At 61.8% G+C, this 16869-nt stretch carries 15 protein-coding genes and 3 tRNA genes; 15 read left to right on the forward strand and 3 right to left on the reverse strand.

Going from position 1 to position 16869, the window contains the following annotated elements; genetic code table 11:
- The first annotated feature begins 55 nt into the window (after nucleotides 1–55).
- The 13 genes from aruF (at nucleotide 56) to E8F20_RS15160 (ending at nucleotide 12493) form a co-directional block, all read left to right on the forward strand.
- A complete protein-coding gene (aruF, locus tag E8F20_RS15100) occupies nucleotides 56–1072 on the forward strand; it encodes an arginine/ornithine succinyltransferase subunit alpha (protein WP_280284436.1) in 1017 nt (338 codons plus the stop codon).
- Nucleotides 1073–1187: 115 nt separating this feature from the next.
- Nucleotides 1188–2210: an arginine N-succinyltransferase gene (gene astA, locus E8F20_RS15105; protein WP_280284437.1), complete on the forward strand. Its 1023-nt coding sequence runs from the start codon at nucleotides 1188–1190 to the stop codon at nucleotides 2208–2210.
- A complete protein-coding gene (gene astD / locus E8F20_RS15110; protein WP_280284438.1) occupies nucleotides 2211–3674 on the forward strand; it encodes a succinylglutamate-semialdehyde dehydrogenase in 1464 nt (487 codons plus the stop codon).
- Nucleotides 3671–5017 carry an N-succinylarginine dihydrolase gene (gene astB, locus E8F20_RS15115; RefSeq protein WP_280284439.1) on the forward strand — a complete coding sequence of 449 codons (1347 nt, stop codon included), beginning with the start codon at nucleotides 3671–3673 and terminating at the stop codon, nucleotides 5015–5017. The genes astD and astB overlap by 4 nt, the downstream gene beginning before the upstream one ends.
- A 10-nt stretch (nucleotides 5018–5027) precedes the next feature.
- The gene (locus tag E8F20_RS15120) at nucleotides 5028–5318 is read left to right on the forward strand and encodes a hypothetical protein (protein ID WP_028626380.1); all 291 of its coding nucleotides are present in this window, start codon (nucleotides 5028–5030) and stop codon (nucleotides 5316–5318) included.
- Between the two features lie 9 nt (nucleotides 5319–5327).
- The gene (gene astE / locus E8F20_RS15125; protein ID WP_280284440.1) at nucleotides 5328–6326 is read left to right on the forward strand and encodes a succinylglutamate desuccinylase; all 999 of its coding nucleotides are present in this window, start codon (nucleotides 5328–5330) and stop codon (nucleotides 6324–6326) included.
- 80 nt (nucleotides 6327–6406) lie between these two features.
- Nucleotides 6407–7411: a low-specificity L-threonine aldolase gene (gene ltaE, locus E8F20_RS15130; RefSeq protein WP_280284441.1), complete on the forward strand. Its 1005-nt coding sequence runs from the start codon at nucleotides 6407–6409 to the stop codon at nucleotides 7409–7411.
- A 264-nt stretch (nucleotides 7412–7675) separates the two neighbouring features.
- Entirely contained in the window at nucleotides 7676–10300 is a 2625-nt protein-coding gene (alaS, locus tag E8F20_RS15135) for an alanine--tRNA ligase (RefSeq protein WP_280284442.1), read from the forward strand.
- A gap of 100 nt (nucleotides 10301–10400) precedes the next feature.
- Nucleotides 10401–11636, forward strand: coding sequence for an aspartate kinase (locus tag E8F20_RS15140; RefSeq protein WP_028626384.1), 1236 nt, complete (start codon nucleotides 10401–10403; stop codon nucleotides 11634–11636).
- 186 nt (nucleotides 11637–11822) lie between these two features.
- Nucleotides 11823–12008, forward strand: coding sequence for a carbon storage regulator CsrA (gene csrA / locus E8F20_RS15145; protein ID WP_003283978.1), 186 nt, complete (start codon nucleotides 11823–11825; stop codon nucleotides 12006–12008).
- A 62-nt stretch (nucleotides 12009–12070) separates the two neighbouring features.
- A tRNA-Ser gene (locus E8F20_RS15150) sits at nucleotides 12071–12161 on the forward strand.
- A 106-nt stretch (nucleotides 12162–12267) separates the two neighbouring features.
- Nucleotides 12268–12344: transfer RNA gene (locus E8F20_RS15155), tRNA-Arg, on the forward strand.
- 72 nt (nucleotides 12345–12416) lie between these two features.
- A tRNA-Arg gene (locus E8F20_RS15160) sits at nucleotides 12417–12493 on the forward strand.
- A gap of 42 nt (nucleotides 12494–12535) precedes the next feature.
- Here E8F20_RS15160 and E8F20_RS15165 read toward each other — a convergent pair.
- Nucleotides 12536–13033: a DUF4124 domain-containing protein gene (locus E8F20_RS15165; RefSeq protein WP_280284443.1), complete on the reverse strand. Its 498-nt coding sequence runs from the start codon at nucleotides 13031–13033 to the stop codon at nucleotides 12536–12538.
- Nucleotides 13034–13355: 322 nt separating this feature from the next.
- Between E8F20_RS15165 and mgtE the strand changes: the two genes are divergently transcribed.
- The gene (gene mgtE, locus E8F20_RS15170; protein WP_028626386.1) at nucleotides 13356–14798 is read left to right on the forward strand and encodes a magnesium transporter; all 1443 of its coding nucleotides are present in this window, start codon (nucleotides 13356–13358) and stop codon (nucleotides 14796–14798) included.
- Nucleotides 14799–14942: 144 nt separating this feature from the next.
- On the opposite strand, the gene E8F20_RS15175 is transcribed toward mgtE, so the two are convergent.
- Entirely contained in the window at nucleotides 14943–15269 is a 327-nt protein-coding gene (locus tag E8F20_RS15175) for an Arc family DNA-binding protein (protein WP_280284444.1), read from the reverse strand.
- Nucleotides 15270–15760: 491 nt separating this feature from the next.
- Between E8F20_RS15175 and phnN the strand changes: the two genes are divergently transcribed.
- Nucleotides 15761–16345: a phosphonate metabolism protein/1,5-bisphosphokinase (PRPP-forming) PhnN gene (gene phnN / locus E8F20_RS15180; RefSeq protein WP_280284445.1), complete on the forward strand. Its 585-nt coding sequence runs from the start codon at nucleotides 15761–15763 to the stop codon at nucleotides 16343–16345.
- 3 nt (nucleotides 16346–16348) lie between these two features.
- On the opposite strand, the gene E8F20_RS15185 is transcribed toward phnN, so the two are convergent.
- The gene (locus tag E8F20_RS15185; protein WP_028626389.1) at nucleotides 16349–16816 is read right to left on the reverse strand and encodes an Lrp/AsnC family transcriptional regulator; all 468 of its coding nucleotides are present in this window, start codon (nucleotides 16814–16816) and stop codon (nucleotides 16349–16351) included.
- Nucleotides 16817–16869: the final 53 nt, after the last annotated feature.

Below are 16869 nucleotides of genomic sequence, written 5' to 3' on the forward strand. Positions count from 1 at the left end.
CCGAATGGAACCACTGGTTCGTTCGGGGTTTCAACAAGAAAAGGAGTGACCCCCCATGTTGGTGATGCGCCCCGCGCAAATGGCCGATCTCGCTGAAGTCCAGCGCCTGGCCGCGGACAGCCCCGTGGGTGTCACTTCGTTGCCGGATGACGCGCAGGTGCTGGGCGAGAAAATTGCCGCGTCCGAGGCTTCCTTCTCTGCCGAGGTGAGTTTCAACGGCGAGGAGAGCTACTTCTTCGTCCTTGAGGACAGCAAGACCGGGCGTCTGGCAGGTTGCTCGGCGATTGTCGCCTCGGCCGGATTTTCCGAACCCTTCTACAGCTTCCGTAACGAGACTTTCGTGCATGCCTCTCGTTCGCTGTCGATCCACAACAAGATCCATGTCCTGTCGCTCTGCCATGACCTCACCGGCAACAGCCTGCTGACCAGTTTCTACGTCGAGCGCGACCTGGTGAACACTTCCGTTGCCGAACTCAACTCCCGCGGCCGCTTGCTGTTCATGGCAAGCAACCCGGAGCGCTTCGCCGACGCGGTGGTGGTAGAGATCGTTGGCTACAGCGACGAGCACGGCGAGTCGCCGTTCTGGGATGCGGTTGGGCGTAATTTCTTCGATCTCAACTACACCGAGGCCGAGCGCCTGTCCGGCCTGAAGAGTCGTACCTTCCTCGCCGAGCTGATGCCGCACTACCCGATCTATGTGCCGCTGCTGCCGGATGAAGCCCAGGAATCCATGGGCCAGGTGCATCCGCGTGCGCAGATCACCTTCGACATCCTGATGCGCGAAGGCTTCGAGACCGACAACTACATCGACATCTTCGACGGTGGTCCGACCCTTCACGCCCGCACGTCGAGCATCCGCTCCATCGCCCAAAGCCGCATGGTGCCAGTGAAGTTGGGTGAGCAGGGCAAGGGTGGCCGCCAGTACCTGGTGTGTAACGGCCAGCTACAGGATTTCCGTGCGATCGTCGCCGAACTCGACTGGGTGCCCGGCAAACCGGTGTTGCTTGGCGAAGAAGCCGCTGAAGCCCTGGGTGTTGGTGAAGGCGCCAGCGTTCGACTGATTGCCGTTTGAGTCTTAGACCCTCCTCCCGTCGGGAGGAGGTGGCCCCTGGTTGGGCCGGATGAGAGCACAGCTCTCTCCCTGGCTTCCCTCCCGGACGGAAGGAAGCGCAATTTCTGGAGGCACTATGATCGTTCGTCCCGTACGCAGCGCCGATTTACCGGCCCTGATCGACCTGGCGCGCAGCACTGGCGCAGGCCTGACAACGCTGCCGGCCAATGAAGAGCGCCTGGCGCATCGAGTCGGCTGGGCCGAGAAGGCATTCCATGGCGAGGCCGAGCGCGCCGATGCGGACTACCTGTTCGTCCTCGAGGACGACAACGGCACCGTCATTGGCATTTCCGCCGTGGCCGGCGCCGTGGGCTTGCGTGAGCCCTGGTACAACTACCGGGTCGGCCTGACCGTCAGCGCCTCCCAGGAACTGCATATCCACCGCCAGATTCCCACGCTGTTCCTGGCCAATGACCTGACTGGCAACTCCGAGCTCTGCTCGCTGTTCCTCCATTCCGGTCATCGCACGGGGTTGAACGGCCGGCTGCTGTCCAAGGCGCGCTTCCTGTTCATCGCCGAGTTCCCGGAGCTGTTCGGTGACAAGGTGATTGCCGAGATGCGCGGCATGTCCGACGAGCACGGTGTTTCTCCGTTCTGGGAAAGCCTCGGCCGGCACTTCTTCAAGATGGAGTTCTCCCGCGCCGACTACCTTACCGGCGTGGGCAACAAGGCCTTCATCGCCGAACTGATGCCCAGGTTCCCGCTCTATACCTGCTTCCTGTCTGAAGCGGCGCGCAACATTATCGGCCGCGTGCACACCGATACCGAACCCGCGCTGGCCATGCTCAAGGGCGAGGGCTTCAGCTATCAGGGCTACGTCGACATTTTCGACGCCGGTCCGGCCATCGAGTGCGAGACCGCGAAGATTCGCGCCGTGCGCGATAGCCAGAACCTGGTGCTGGCTGTCGGCACGCCGGGCGACGACGCTACGCCTTTCCTGATCCACAACCGCAAGCGTGAAGACTGCCGCATCACTGCAGCGCCCGCCCGTCTGGCCGCCGGTACCCTGGTGGTGGACGCGCTGACCGCCAAGCGCCTGAAACTCTCCGCCGGCGCCTCGGTTCGCGCCGTACCGCTGTCGGCCAAGGAGTCCGTATAAATGAGCACTCATTTCATTGCTGGTAACTGGCAGGCAGGGCAGGGCGAGGCGTTCGAGTCGTTGAATCCGGTGACCCAGGCGATCGTCTGGTCCGGCCGCGGCGCGACTGCTGATCAGGTCGAGGAAGCCGTCAAGGCTGCTCGTGCCGCCTTCCCGGCCTGGGCGCGCCGCCCGCTGGACGAGCGAATTGCCATTCTTGAGCAGTTTGCCGTCACCTTGCGCAACCACGCCGATGAGCTGGCCCGTTGCATAGGCGAAGAAACCGGAAAGCCGCTGTGGGAGTCCACCACCGAAGTGACCAGCATGGTCAACAAGGTCGCCATTTCCATTCAGAGCTACCGCGAGCGTACCGGCGAGAAGAGCGGCCCCCTGGCCGATGCCACCGCCGTGCTGCGCCACAAGCCCCACGGCGTGGTGGCGGTGTTCGGCCCCTACAACTTCCCCGGTCACCTGCCCAACGGCCACATCGTGCCCGCACTGCTGGCCGGTAATGCGGTGATCTTCAAGCCTAGCGAGCTGACCCCAAAGGTCGCCGAGCTTACCGTCAAGTGCTGGATAGAGGCCGGATTGCCGGCTGGCGTGCTCAACCTGGTTCAGGGCGCCCGTGAGACCGGCATCGCCCTGGCCGGCAGTCCGGGTCTGGACGGCCTGTTCTTCACCGGCTCCAGCCGCACAGGCAACTTGCTGCACCAACAGTTCGCCGGCCGGCCGGACAAGATCCTCGCCCTGGAAATGGGTGGCAACAACCCGCTGGTGGTGGACCAGGTTCAGGATGTGGATGCCGCGGTCTACACCATCATTCAATCGGCCTTCATTTCCGCCGGCCAGCGCTGCACCTGTGCCCGCCGCCTGCTGGTGCCGGAAGGCGCCTGGGGCGATGCCCTGCTGGCACGTCTGGTGAGTGTCGCCAGTACCATCAAGGTCGGTGCCTTCGACGCCCAGCCCGCACCGTTCATGGGGTCGGTGATTTCCCTGGATGCCGCCCGTCATCTGATCAAGGCGCAGGACCATCTTGTCGCGGGTGGAGCCAAGGTACTGTTGGCCATGTCCCAGCCGCTGGCGAACGCCGCGCTGCTGACCCCCGGCATTCTTGACGTGACCGCCGTGGTCGACCGCCCCGACGAGGAGTTCTTCGGCCCGCTGCTGCAGGTAATCCGCTACCGCGATTTCGATGCTGCCATCACGGAAGCCAACGCCACTCAGTACGGCCTGGCTGCCGGTCTGCTGTCGGACTCCGCCGAGCGCTACCAGCAGTTCCTCATCGAGAGCCGCGCCGGCATCGTCAACTGGAACAAGCAACTGACCGGTGCTGCCAGCAGCGCCCCCTTTGGCGGTGTCGGCGCGTCCGGCAACCATCGCGCCAGCGCCTACTATGCCGCTGACTACTGCGCCTACCCGGTCGCATCGCTGGAAAGCGAAACCCTTGCCCTGCCTGCAACCCTTACTCCAGGAGTCAGCCTGTGAACGCCTATGAAGTGAACTTCGACGGACTGGTCGGTCCGACCCACAACTACGGCGGTCTGTCCTACGGTAACGTCGCCTCGCAGAGCAACAGCCAGGCGGTTTCCAATCCGAAGGAAGCTGCGCTGCAGGGCCTGGGCAAGATGAAGGCACTGATGGAAATGGGCTTCAAACAGGGTGTGTTCGCCCCGCAGGAACGCCAGGACGTCGCTGCCCTGCGCAGTCTGGGTTTCTCCGGCACCGATGCCGAAGTGATCGCCAGGGCCGCCAAGGAAGCCATGCCGCTTCTAGCCGCCTGCAGTTCCGCCTCCAGCATGTGGACCGCCAACTCCTGCACCGTCAGCCCCAGCGGCGACACCGCGGATGGCCGCGTGCATTTCACTGCTGCCAACCTGAACTGCAAGTTCCATCGTTCCATCGAGCACCCGACTACCAGCCGCGTGCTGGGCGCGATGTTCGCCAATGACCAATTCTTTGCCCACCATGCTGCGCTGCCCGCAGTTGGCCAGTTCGGCGACGAAGGTGCGGCCAACCACACCCGCTTCTGCAAGGGATACGGTGATGCCGGTGTCGAGTTCTTCGTGTTCGGACGCAGTGCCTTCGACAGCCGTTTCCCGGCGCCGCAACGCTACCCGGCGCGGCAGACCCTGGAGGCCAGCCAGGCGGTCGCCCGTCTACATGGCCTGGGATCTGAAGGCGTGGTCTACGCTCAGCAGAACCCGGCGGTGATCGATCAGGGTGTGTTCCACAACGACGTGATTTCGGTGGGCAACGGCGAAGTGCTGTTCTACCACGAGGATGCCTTCCTCGAGACTGACAAGGTGCTGGCCGAGCTGGACAACAAGCTGGGCAAGCGTGGTGGTCGTTTCCAGGCGGTGCGCGTACCGCGCAGTGCAGTTGGGGTGGAGGACGCAGTGCGTTCCTACCTGTTCAACAGCCAGCTGCTCAGTCGTGCTGACGGCAGCATGCTGCTGATCGTGCCGGAAGAGTGCCGCAGCAACGCCAACGTCTGGAACTACCTGAACCAGCTGACTTCGGACCAAGGCCCGATTCGCGAAGTGAAGGTCTTCGACCTCAAGCAGAGCATGCAGAACGGCGGTGGGCCGGCTTGCCTTCGCCTGCGCGTGGCGCTGAAGGAAGACGAGCTGGCAGCGGTGAACCAGGGGGTGATCATGACCCCGCAACTTCACGCCACCCTGACCACCTGGGTCGAGAAGCACTACCGTGACCGCCTCAGTGAAGCCGATCTGGCGGACCCGCAATTGCTGGTGGAGTGCCGGACGGCATTGGATGAACTGACGCAGATCCTTAAACTGGGCGCTGTTTATCCCTTCCAGCTCAACTGAGAAACCTGAAATGTCCGATGCCCTGCAACTCATCCTCGAAGATACCGACGGCACCCAGCTCGAAACCTCCTGCACCCGTTTCGCCGTTATCTGGCAGGGCAAGGAAGTCTGGATCCAGCAGGCCGGCAACGGTCAGCTGCTGATTGGCGTGGATGTGGAGGAAGGCGACACCGAGTACGCCAACCTGCTGCTGCGCCCGCTGGCTACCAACCTGGTCAGCCTGCAACTGGAAATGGAACCGGCCGACGCCGACGCTGACGATGACCATGTCCATGGTCCCGACTGCGATCACGATCATTGAGGTAACAGGATGCTAGCCCTCGGAAAACTGCTCGAATTGACCCTCGCCGGCCGTGAGCCGACCGAGAAGATCCAGCTGACATCCGGGGGCGTGCGCCTGCACTGGTTGGGCGAGGGGGCGCTGGACGTCACCCCGCCAGCCGCCGAAGACAGTGGGCTGGACCTACTGCTTTCGGCAGGAGTGCATGGTAACGAGACCGCCCCGATCGAACTGCTGGACCGCCTGGTCCAGTCCATCGCCCGCGGCCAGCTCAAGCCGCGCGCACGTATGCTTTTCCTGCTGGGCAACCCCGAGGCCATCCGTCGTGGCGAGCGCTTCGTCGAGCAGGACCTCAACCGTCTGTTCAATGGCCGCCATGCCGAATCCAGTGGCTTCGAAGCCATGCGTGCCGGAGAACTGGAGCGATACGCCGCTGCGTTTTTCAGCAAGCCCGACCGCGACCGCCTGCACTACGATCTGCACACCGCCATCCGTGGCTCCAAGATCGAGCAGTTCGCGCTGTATCCCTATGTCGAGGGTCGCGAGCATTCGCGCCAGGAACTGGCCCGCCTGCGCGACGCCGGGATAGACGCTGTGCTGCTGCAGAACAAGACCGGTATCACCTTCAGCTCCTACACCTACGCGTGCCTGGGTGCCGAAGCCTTTACCCTGGAGCTGGGCAAGGCGAGGCCTTTCGGCAGCAACGAGGAGGTCAACCTCGATCGTCTGGAGGCTCGCCTGCGTTCAATCGTCGAAGGGTGCGAGCCGGCCACTGACGGAGAAAGCCTGGATGGCTTGCAGCTGTTCTCGGTATCCCGGGAGATCATCAAGCACAGCGAGTCCTTCCGCCTGCACCTGGCACCGGACATCGAGAACTTCAGTGAGCTGCCCGTGGGCTATTTACTGGCGGAAGATATCGCCGGCACCCGCTGGGTGGTGGAAGAGCAGGGCGCGCGGATCATCTTCCCCAATCCCAAGGTGAAGAACGGTCTGCGGGCGGGCATCCTGATCGTGCCGGCCGACGTTTGATGATTCGCCCCTTTCTGTACCTGTACCCGCAAGGCGCCGGGCTTTAGGATCGGGCTCTTCGCCCATTCAAGGAGCCCGGCATGAGCCTGATCGACCTACGCAGCGACACCGTCACCCAACCTACTGTCGGAATGCGCGACGCCATGCAGCGCGCCGAGCTGGGCGACGACGTCTATGGCGAAGACCCCACCGTCAACCGCCTGGAAGCCAGCCTGGCCGAACGCCTGGGCTTCGAAGGCGCACTCTTCGTGCCCACGGGTACGATGAGCAACCTGTTGGGGCTGATGGCCCACTGCGAACGCGGCGACGAGTACATCGTTGGCCAGCAGGCCCACACCTATAAGTACGAGGGAGGTGGCGCGGCCGTGCTGGGTTCCATCCAGCCCCAGCCGATCGATGGAGAGGCCGACGGTAGCCTGGACCTCTCCAAGGTCGAAGCGGCCATCAAGCAAGACGACTTCCACTTCGCCCGTACCCGCCTGCTGGCCCTGGAAAACACCATGCAAGGCAAGGTGCTGCCGCTGGCCTACCTGGCGGCAGCCCGCGAGCTGACTCGCCGGCGTGGCCTCGGCCTGCACCTGGATGGCGCCCGGTTGTACAACGCGGCAGTGAAGCTGGGCGTGGACGCCCGCGAGATCACCCAGCACTTCGACTCGGTTTCCGTATGTCTGTCCAAGGGCCTGGGTGCGCCGGTGGGGTCGGTGCTGTGCGGCAGCGCGGCCCTGATCGGCAAGGCGCGGCGCCTGCGCAAGATGGTCGGCGGTGGCATGCGCCAGGCTGGCCTGCTCGCGGCAGGGGGCCTCTACGCGCTGGACCATCAGGTCGAGCGCCTGGCCGAGGATCACGCAAACGCCGAGCGTCTGGGCGCTGGGCTGAGGGAGCTGGGTTTTGCCGTCGAACCGGTGCAGACCAACATGGTCTATGTGCAAGTCGGTGATCAGGCTGGCGCATTGGGCGCGTTCCTTTCCGCTCGCGGTATCCGCGTGAGCCCGGCCGCGCGCCTGCGCCTGGTGACCCACCTGGACGTGCAAGCCGCCGATGTTCCACGTGTGATCGAGGCTTTTGCGGCTTTCCAGCAGGCCTGAGTTGGCGGCGTGCATAAATAGCCGCCATCTATCGCACAAAGAGACTATCCCCGTAGCGCAGGGCCGATATAATGCGGCCCTTTGCCGGTGATTCGTATGTCCGTCGCCAGACGGCTGCGAATTTCGCACGCAATGTTGGAAACAGGCGGGAAATGCCGGGATATTCTGGAAAACCTGCTGCTTTCTCGCTGATTTCCACTTGCCGTCCTTCGCCGATAACGATTTGCACCCGCCGTCGTGGCCGCAGTTTCCGTGGAAGAACCTATGAAAAGCGCAGAAATCCGTGAAGCCTTCCTGAGCTTCTTCGAAGAGAAGGGGCATACCCGTGTCGCTTCCAGCTCCCTGATTCCGGGCAACGACCCGACCCTGCTGTTCACCAACGCGGGGATGAACCAGTTCAAGGACTGCTTCCTTGGCCTGGAAAAGCGCGCCTACACCCGTGCCACTACCAGCCAGAAATGCGTGCGCGCCGGCGGCAAGCACAACGACCTGGAAAACGTCGGCTACACCGCGCGTCACCACACCTTCTTCGAAATGCTGGGCAACTTCAGCTTCGGCGACTATTTCAAGCGTGATGCCATCCATTTCGCCTGGGAGTTCCTCACCGGCGACAAGTGGCTGAAACTGCCGAAGGACAAACTCTGGGTCACCGTCTACGCCACCGATGACGAGGCCTATGACATCTGGACCAAGGAAGTCGGCATTCCCCACGAGCGCATGGTGCGCATCGGTGACAACAAGGGCGCCCCGTACGCCTCCGACAACTTCTGGGCCATGGGTGATACCGGCCCGTGCGGTCCCTGCACCGAGATCTTCTTCGACCACGGCCCCGACATCTGGGGCGGCCCGCCCGGTTCCCCGGAAGAAGACGGCGATCGCTACATCGAGATCTGGAACAACGTGTTCATGCAGTTCAACCGTACGGCTGACGGCGTGATGCACCCGCTGCCGGCCCCGAGCGTGGACACCGGCATGGGCCTGGAGCGCATCAGTGCTGTGCTGCAGCACGTGCACTCGAACTACGAGATCGACCTGTTCCAGAGTCTGCTGAAAGCCTCCGCTGAAGCCGTTGGTTGTGCCAACGACGACGCGCCGTCGCTGAAAGTAGTGGCCGACCACATCCGTTCCTGCTCCTTCCTCATCGCCGACGGCGTGCTGCCTTCCAACGAAGGCCGTGGCTACGTGCTGCGCCGCATCATCCGTCGCGCCTGCCGTCACGGTAACAAGCTGGGCGCCACGGGCAGCTTCTTCCACAAGATCGTTGCCGCCCTGGTTGGCGAGATGGGCGAAGCCTTCCCCGAGCTCAAGCAGCAACAGGCGCATATCGAGCGCGTGCTGAAGACCGAGGAAGAGCAGTTCGCCAAGACCCTGGAGCAGGGCCTGCGCATCCTCGAGCAGGACCTGGCTGGCCTCTCCGGTACCGTGATCCCGGGTGACGTGGTGTTCAAGCTGTATGACACCTACGGCTTCCCCATGGACCTGACTGGCGATATCGCCCGCGAACGCGGCCTGACCCTCGACGAGGAAGGTTTCGAGCGCGAAATGGATAAGCAGCGCGAGCTGTCCCGCGCGTCCAGCGCCTTCGGCATGGACTACAACGCGCTGGTCAAAGTGGATGCGGATACCGATTTCACCGGATATGTCTGCACCCATGGTGACGCCAAGGTCGTCGCCCTGTTCAAGGACGGCCAGGCCGTCGAGCAGCTCGCCGAAGGCGAGGAGGGCGTGCTGGTCCTCGATCGCACCCCGTTCTATGCCGAGTCCGGTGGTCAGGTGGGTGACTGCGGCTTCATCGCCGCCAACGGTCTGCGCTTCGACGTTCGTGATACCACCAAGGCCGGCGGCGCATTCCTGCACCACGGCGTGGTCGATCATGGCGCCTTGCGAGTGGGCGCTGCCGTTACCGCCCAGGTGGACGCTACCGTGCGCCAGGCCACCGCGCTCAACCACTCTGCTACCCACCTGCTGCACGCGGCCCTGCGCCAAGTGCTGGGCGACCATGTGCAGCAGAAGGGCTCGCTGGTGGACAGCCAGCGCCTGCGCTTCGACTTCAGCCACTTCGAGTCGATAAAGCCTGAGCAGTTGAAAGCGCTGGAAGACATCGTCAACGCCGAAATCCGCAAGAACAGCGAAGTCGAGACCGAGGAAACCGATATCGAGACAGCCAAGGCCAAGGGCGCCATGGCCTTGTTCGGCGAGAAATACGGCGATCAGGTTCGCGTACTGACCATGGGCGGTGATTTCTCCGTTGAGCTCTGCGGCGGCACCCACGTGTCCCGCACCGGTGACATCGGCCTGTTCAAGATCACCAGCGAAGGCGGTGTGGCTGCCGGTGTTCGTCGTATCGAAGCAGTGACCGGCGCTGCTGCGCTGGCCTACCTGAACGGTGCCGAAGAACAACTCAAGGAAGCCGCTGGCCTGGTTAAAGGCAGTCGCGACAACCTGCTGGACAAGCTGTCCGCGCTGCTGGAGCGCAATCGCCAGCTCGAGAAAGAGCTGGATCAGCTAAAGGCCAAGGCAGCCAGCGCTGCCGGCGACGATCTGGCGTCTTCCGCCATCGACGTCAAAGGCGTGAAGGTGCTCGCTGCGCGTCTGGACGGACTGGACGGCGATGCGCTGTTGGCGCTGGTCGACCAATTGAAGAACAAGCTCGGCCGCGCGGTGATCCTGCTCGGCGGTGCGCTGGAGGGCAAGGTGACACTGGTCGCCGGCGTCACCCAGGACCTGACCGGCCAACTCAAAGCCGGCGATCTGATGAAGCAGGCCGCGGCAGCGGTTGGCGGCAAGGGCGGTGGTCGCCCTGACATGGCGCGCGGCGGCGGTACCGACGCTGCGGCCCTGGAGCAGGCTCTGGCCCTTGCCGTACCGTTCGTCGAGCAGGGGCTCTAAGGCCCTCCGTCATCGGCCCGCCCCACGCCCGGCGGGCCTTGGCAGTGTTCTGCGTTGATTGTTTAATGGGCGCCCTTCACGGGATTAGGCGGCTTTTGAAATGGCTTTGATCGTACAGAAGTTTGGGGGGACCTCGGTCGGCACTGTCGAACGCATCGAACAGGTGGCCGAGAAGGTGAAGAAGTTCCGCGAAGGCGGCGATGACATCGTGGTCGTGGTTTCCGCCATGAGCGGCGAAACCAACCGCCTGATCGATCTGGCCAAACAGATCAGCGACCAGCCGGTACCGCGTGAACTGGATGTGATGGTTTCCACTGGCGAGCAGGTGACCATTGCGCTGCTGGCCATGGCGCTGATCAAGCGCGGAGTGCCGGCAGTTTCCTACACCGGCAACCAGGTGCGCATTCTCACTGACAGCGCCCACAACAAGGCGCGCATCCTGCAGATCGACGACCAGAAGATTCGTGCCGATCTCAAGGCCGGCCGCGTGGTCGTGGTCGCCGGCTTCCAGGGCGTGGATGAGCACGGCAACATCACTACCCTCGGTCGTGGCGGTTCCGACACCACCGGCGTGGCATTGGCTGCCGCGCTGAAGGCCGACGAGTGCCAGATCTACACCGATGTAGATGGCGTCTACACCACTGATCCGCGCGTAGTGCCCCAGGCGCAGCGCCTGGACAAGATCACCTTTGAAGAGATGCTGGAAATGGCCAGCCTCGGTTCCAAGGTGCTGCAGATTCGCTCGGTGGAGTTCGCCGGCAAATACAATGTCCCGCTGCGCGTGCTGCACAGCTTCCAGGAGGGTCCGGGCACCCTCATTACCCTTGATGAAGAGGAATCCATGGAACAGCCGATCATCTCCGGCATCGCCTTCAATCGCGACGAAGCCAAGCTGACCATCCGTGGCGTGCCGGATATCCCCGGCGTGGCCTTCAAGATCCTGGGCCCGATCAGTGCCGCCAACATCGAAGTGGACATGATCGTGCAGAACGTGGCGCACGATAACACCACTGATTTCACCTTCACTGTTCATCGCAACGACTACCAGAACGCCCAGCGCGTGCTGGAGCAGACTGCAAGCGAAATCGGTGCTCGCGAAGTGATTGGCGACACCAAGATCGCCAAGGTCTCCATTGTCGGCGTTGGCATGCGCTCTCACGCTGGCGTCGCCAGCCGCATGTTTGAAGCCCTGGCCAAGGAAACCATCAACATCCAGATGATCTCTACCTCGGAAATCAAGGTATCCGTGGTCATCGAGGAAAAATACCTGGAGCTGGCGGTCCGTGCCTTGCACACCGCATTCGAGCTCGACGCCCCGACTCGACAGGGCGAGTAAGGCAATTTTCAAAAGGCGCGGCTCACCCCGCGCCTTTTGTCGTTTTTGGCTGCTACGGCGGAACTTTCCTTTTGCCGGGGCTGGTCAATACTTGGGTGTAAGCTCCAGCGGCTAAACCGTGCCGGGGCCGTAACCATTTCTTTTTTGCAGACTGTTGTCCCGAAACGAATCCGTAAGGAGAAAGGAATGCTGATTCTGACTCGCCGGGTCGGAGAGACCCTGATGGTGGGTGACGATGTCACTGTGACCGTGTTAGGCGTGAAAGGTAATCAGGTGCGCATTGGAGTGAACGCTCCCAAGGAGGTAGCCGTGCACCGTGAGGAAATCTATCAACGCATACAGAAAGAGAAAGACCAAGAACCAAGCCACTAATTTTTCTGCAATTTTTGGCTTTGCAAACGGGGAAAACATGGTTATCATGCGCCCCGTGTTGCGGAGAGGTGGCCGAGTGGCCGAAGGCGCTCCCCTGCTAAGGGAGTACACCTCAAAAGGGTGTCGGGGGTTCGAATCCCCCCTTCTCCGCCATTTTTCGTGTTGTAGGGTGGTTCAGGGCTAGATCGATAAGTTATTGAAACTTCTCGAAAAAGCAGTTGACCGAAGCAAGAAATTCCCTATAATGCGCGCCCACAACGCACTCATAGCTCAGCTGGATAGAGTACCCGGCTACGAACCGGGCGGTCGGAGGTTCGAATCCTCCTGAGTGCGCCATTTTCAAGATATTCGGCTTGTGCCGGAATCCTGAAGAAACCAGCGGTGATCTGGTCTAAAAACACCAACTGCGCACTCATAGCTCAGCTGGATAGAGTACCCGGCTACGAACCGGGCGGTCGGAGGTTCGAATCCTCCTGAGTGCGCCATACCCAAAGGGCCTGCAGAAATGCAGGCCCTTTTTTATTGTTTCAACGCCCGCCTTTCACGCAACCCGCCTCATCGAATTGCACCAGGTGGCGGGCTCCCTTCTTTGGTTGATAGTGATAGAGAAGCCGACCGTTCTTGCCGCTTATGCGATCGGGTTTTCCTAGGGCGCTCTCCACGTCGGCACGGGTCATGCCGCTGCGAATCTGCTTGCGAATAATGGCGTGGCGGCGCTCCTGGGGAGAAATCAGGTTTCCGCATCCGTCTTCTCGTTCGCCGACCACTACTATTTCCTGAGGCTGTTCAGAAACTCCCCAGCTTTGAGTTGGAAGATTCCTGCTGCCCGATTCTTCTTGTGTCGGCTCGTTGCTTAGCAGATTCGGCGGCCGGGTGCGGTGTTGCTCGGCCTGACTGTCCGGTGGGCAACCATGTTGGTTGAAGCTGATGTTCCCGTCGACGTCGCTGCAGCGATACACCGAAGCCGCGTGCGCCGGCCCGTGGAGGCAGCAGGGTAGGGTGGTGATGAGGAGGATCGAGAGCATTCGCATAGTGCCTTTTCCTTGGCGTGGGCTCTCGAGGGTATCCCGTGATTTTCCGTGCGTGCGCGTGTCCTACAGGGGGCTGCCATCGTCGCAGCAGGGTGAAGGCAATCCCAGCTTTGCGATGCAAGCGATTGTTCTTTCCATGATTTTGTAACGCGTGAGTGGAACGGCGGTGTTATCATTGCGCGGTCAGCCCCGCCGGGGCCTTCGGACAACCATCATGGACTTACCCAGTAGTTACTCAGAATCCCGATTGCACAATCGCGAAATGACTGTCTGACCCCTTCTGGCGTGCTCTGCCACTGGGGGTGGAGCGCGCTATATGACTGAAGTAGAAGCCAAAAAGCCGCAAGAGAGCCTGCAGGACCGCCTGGCCCAGGTTATCGAATTGCTGCATCGCCACAAGCTGGTGGAAGACCTGACCCATCGTCAGGAAGGCCAGCACCGTGACCTCGTCGAGAATCTCGTTCACCGGCAGAACCTTGCCGAGCTGCAACGCAAGCTCGATGAGCTTCACCCGGCCGACATTGCCCACATCCTCGAAGCCCTGCCGCTGAACGACCGCCTGACGGTCTGGCAGTTGGTCAAGGCCGAGCGCGACGGCGACATCCTCCTCGAAGTATCCGACGCCGTCCGCGAATCGCTGATCGCCGACATGGACGATCACGAGCTGCTCGCCGCCGCTAAGGAAATGGACGCCGACGAACTGGCCGACCTTGCGCCAGAGCTGCCGCGAGACGTGATCCACGAACTGATGGAGTCCCTCGATGCCCAGCAGCGTGAGCGCGTGCGCTCCGTACTGTCCTACGAGGAGGATCAGGTCGGTGCGCTGATGGACTTCGAGATGGTCACGATCCGCGATGACGTGACCTTGGAAGTGGTTTTGCGCTACCTGCGTCGGCTCAAGGAGCTCCCCGGTCACACCGACAAGCTTTTCGTGGTGGACTACGACGGCATCCTTCAGGGCGTACTGCCTATAAAGCGCCTGTTGGTGAATGACCCGGACAAACAGGTGGCCGAGGTGATGGCGACCGACCCGGTGAGCTTCCATCCGGATGAGGACGCATACGATGCCGCCCAGGCATTCGAACGATACGACCTGGTGTCGGCGCCGGTGGTGGACAAGAACGGCAAGTTGATCGGTCGTCTGACCATCGATGAAATGGTCGACCTGATTCGTGAGGAGAGCGAGACCGAAGTCCTCAACATGGCTGGTCTGCGCGAAGAGGAAGATATCTTCGCCTCGGTCTGGAAGTCCGTGGGCAACCGTTGGGCCTGGCTGGCTGTCAATCTGATCACAGCCTTCATCGCCTCGCGGGTTATCGGTCTGTTCGAGGGTTCCATCGAGAAACTGGTGGCCCTGGCCGCGCTCATGCCCATCGTCGCCGGCATCGGCGGCAATTCGGGCAACCAGACCATTACCATGATCGTGCGCGCCATGGCCCTGGACCAGATGGGGACAGGCAATACGTCGCGCTTGGTGCGCAAGGAGCTGGGCGTCGCCTTGATCAACGGCCTGGTCTGGGGCGGGGTGATCGGTCTGGTGGCCTACTACCTCTACGGGAGCTGGTCGCTTGGCGTTGTGATGACGGGCGCCATGACTTTGAACTTGCTGCTCGCGGCGCTGATGGGCGTTTTGATCCCCATGACGCTGGTGCGCATGGGGCGCGACCCGGCAATGGGTTCCAGTGTGATGATCACGGCCATGACTGACAGCGGTGGCTTCTTCATCTTCCTTGGCCTGGCCACCTTGTTCTTGCTCTGACCTTTCCGAAAACGAAGAAGCCGCCTCAAGAGGGCGGCTTCTTCGTTTTTGCGGTAGTGCGGGGTGCAGGGGCTGCTTCGATGCCAAATCGAAGGCATGAAAAAACCGGCAGTTGCCGGCTTCTTCAATCGATGTGGAGTGGTCTCACGTCTCTTCGGCCGCCAGCTCCGCATCGTGTGCGATCAGTGCAACCAGCGCGTTCTGCTGGCGCCGCGACAGCTGACGGAAACGCTGCAGCAACTCGCGCTCGTGCAGGGTCAGCTCCGGGCTGTCCAGGCGCAGGGAAACACCTTCATCCAGTGCGCCTTCCTGGAGCATGCTCTGCTCGAGGCGGGCAATGATTTCGGAGTTCATGCTGCGGTGGTGGTTACGAGCGACCAGAGCGATGCGCTCGCGCATACCCTCGGGGAGGCGAACAACGAACTTGTCAGCCGTGCGACTGGAATAGATAGCCTGTTTCATAGGGCGCATACATTCAACCGGTTAGTTCAGGAAAGCGATGCTGGCAATGAGCTGCAGATTGTCACCGGTTTGACTGTCCTTGGCAGCAATTGTTCAACCAGTTTCGCGATTCGAATCGGTATGACCCTTGGGTCAGCAAAACGTTTCCTTGACGTCAATTTGGTGTCAGATTGTGATCGTTATAGCGGCTTTTGGCCAGCACCAATTATCCGAATTGAGAGTGGCTGAACAATTCGCACGTTTCCGATGCGCCTGTGGGACTAAGCCGCTTTGAGCGCAGTCTTCTCTCCTTCGAGCACCCTGTGACGCGTTACAGATAATGAAGGCACTGTGATGCTGTCTGGCCATCATGCTAAAGGGTAGCTGCTGTTGTCTGACCACGCCCAGTGCAAAAGAATTCCTTTGCGCTGTCATAAAAGCGGTTCAAAATTTTCCCTTCGGATTTCCGCTCGCTGGCGGCCACGATCCATAGCCACAACCCATCCTCTCCAGGTGCCCCCATGACAGGCAGGCTCATTTACCTCATAGGCCCTTCCGGTTCTGGCAAGGACAGCCTGCTCGACGCCGTGCGTGAGGGCTCGGGCAGTCACGGTTGCCGAGTGGCGCGTCGGGTCATTACCCGCTCGGCGGAAGCTAAGGGTGAGCTGGCCGAAGCGGTGAGTCCCGAGGAGTTCGCCCAGCGAGGGGGCCGTGGCGACTTCGCCATGAGCTGGTACGCCAATGGGTTGTCCTACGGAATCCCCCGAGTCATCGACGAATGGCTGGATGCGGGTGACGACGTGTTGGTGAACGGCTCTCGCGGTTACCTGCCTGAAGCGCGTCGGCGCTACCCGCACCTGCTGGCCGTGCTGCTGACGGTAGAGGACGAAGTCCTGCGTCGGCGCCTGCACGCCCGTGGCCGCGAATCGGTGGAAGAGATCGAGGTCCGCCTGGCGCGTAACGCCGGTTTTGCCGACACCTTGCTGGCTGGAGAAAACGCCGACCTCTGCCTGCTGGACAATTCCGGTTCCCTCGCCCAGTCCTGCGAGCGTTTGCTGAAGCTCATCGAAGACCACCGCCCCTGCGCCTGGCCCGACTCGGCCTGAGCCTCAATCCAGCGGCAGCTCCGTGGTGCGCTTGACCTCGCTCATGGCGATGTTCGAGTGCGCTTCCAGTACATGAGGGCGTTGCAGCAACTGGTCCCGCAGAAAGCGTTCGTAGCCGGCGATGTCCTTGGCCACCACCTTCAGCAGATAGTCCGAGCCGCCGGCCATGGTGTAGCACTCCAGCACTTCCGGGTAGCCGACGATGGCCTCCTCGAACTCGGTGAGGTTGTTGCGGCCGTGGGCAGACAGCTTGATGTTGACGAATACCGTGATCGAGAAGCCCAGCAGCTTGGGATTGAGCAGGGCGACCTTGCGTTCGATCAGCCCGTCCTCCTGCATGCGGTGGATGCGCCGCCAGCAGGGTGACTGGGACAGCTCCACCTTCTCCGCCACTTCCGCGGCGGACAGGTCAGCGTCATGTTGCAACAGGCGTAGGATCTTGCGATCGATGGGACTCAGTGGGTTCTGCATGAATCTGTCCGAAATCTTGTTTTTGTTGGAAGGATCATGCGCAAGTCTGGCGT

Origin of the sequence: Pseudomonas sp. BN415 (assembly GCF_029871195.1) — a bacterium.
Taxonomy (GTDB): Bacteria; Pseudomonadota; Gammaproteobacteria; order Pseudomonadales; family Pseudomonadaceae; genus Metapseudomonas; species Metapseudomonas resinovorans.

What these genes read in the sequence shown, in the direction of transcription:
- aruF (WP_280284436.1), top strand. Translation starts at nt 56, where the DNA reads ATGTTGGTGATGCGCCCCGCGCAAATGGCCGATCTCGCTGAAGTCCAG.
- astA (WP_280284437.1), top strand. Translation starts at nt 1,188, where the DNA reads ATGATCGTTCGTCCCGTACGCAGCGCCGATTTACCGGCCCTGATCGAC.
- astD (WP_280284438.1), top strand. Translation starts at nt 2,211, where the DNA reads ATGAGCACTCATTTCATTGCTGGTAACTGGCAGGCAGGGCAGGGCGAG.
- E8F20_RS15120 (WP_028626380.1), top strand. Translation starts at nt 5,028, where the DNA reads ATGTCCGATGCCCTGCAACTCATCCTCGAAGATACCGACGGCACCCAG.
- astE (WP_280284440.1), top strand. Translation starts at nt 5,328, where the DNA reads ATGCTAGCCCTCGGAAAACTGCTCGAATTGACCCTCGCCGGCCGTGAG.
- ltaE (WP_280284441.1), top strand. Translation starts at nt 6,407, where the DNA reads ATGAGCCTGATCGACCTACGCAGCGACACCGTCACCCAACCTACTGTC.
- alaS (WP_280284442.1), top strand. Translation starts at nt 7,676, where the DNA reads ATGAAAAGCGCAGAAATCCGTGAAGCCTTCCTGAGCTTCTTCGAAGAG.
- E8F20_RS15140 (WP_028626384.1), top strand. Translation starts at nt 10,401, where the DNA reads ATGGCTTTGATCGTACAGAAGTTTGGGGGGACCTCGGTCGGCACTGTC.
- csrA (WP_003283978.1), top strand. Translation starts at nt 11,823, where the DNA reads ATGCTGATTCTGACTCGCCGGGTCGGAGAGACCCTGATGGTGGGTGAC.
- E8F20_RS15165 (WP_280284443.1), bottom strand. Translation starts at nt 13,033, where the DNA reads ATGCTCTCGATCCTCCTCATCACCACCCTACCCTGCTGCCTCCACGGG.
- mgtE (WP_028626386.1), top strand. Translation starts at nt 13,356, where the DNA reads ATGACTGAAGTAGAAGCCAAAAAGCCGCAAGAGAGCCTGCAGGACCGC.
- E8F20_RS15175 (WP_280284444.1), bottom strand. Translation starts at nt 15,269, where the DNA reads ATGCGCCCTATGAAACAGGCTATCTATTCCAGTCGCACGGCTGACAAG.
- phnN (WP_280284445.1), top strand. Translation starts at nt 15,761, where the DNA reads ATGACAGGCAGGCTCATTTACCTCATAGGCCCTTCCGGTTCTGGCAAG.
- E8F20_RS15185 (WP_028626389.1), bottom strand. Translation starts at nt 16,816, where the DNA reads ATGCAGAACCCACTGAGTCCCATCGATCGCAAGATCCTACGCCTGTTG.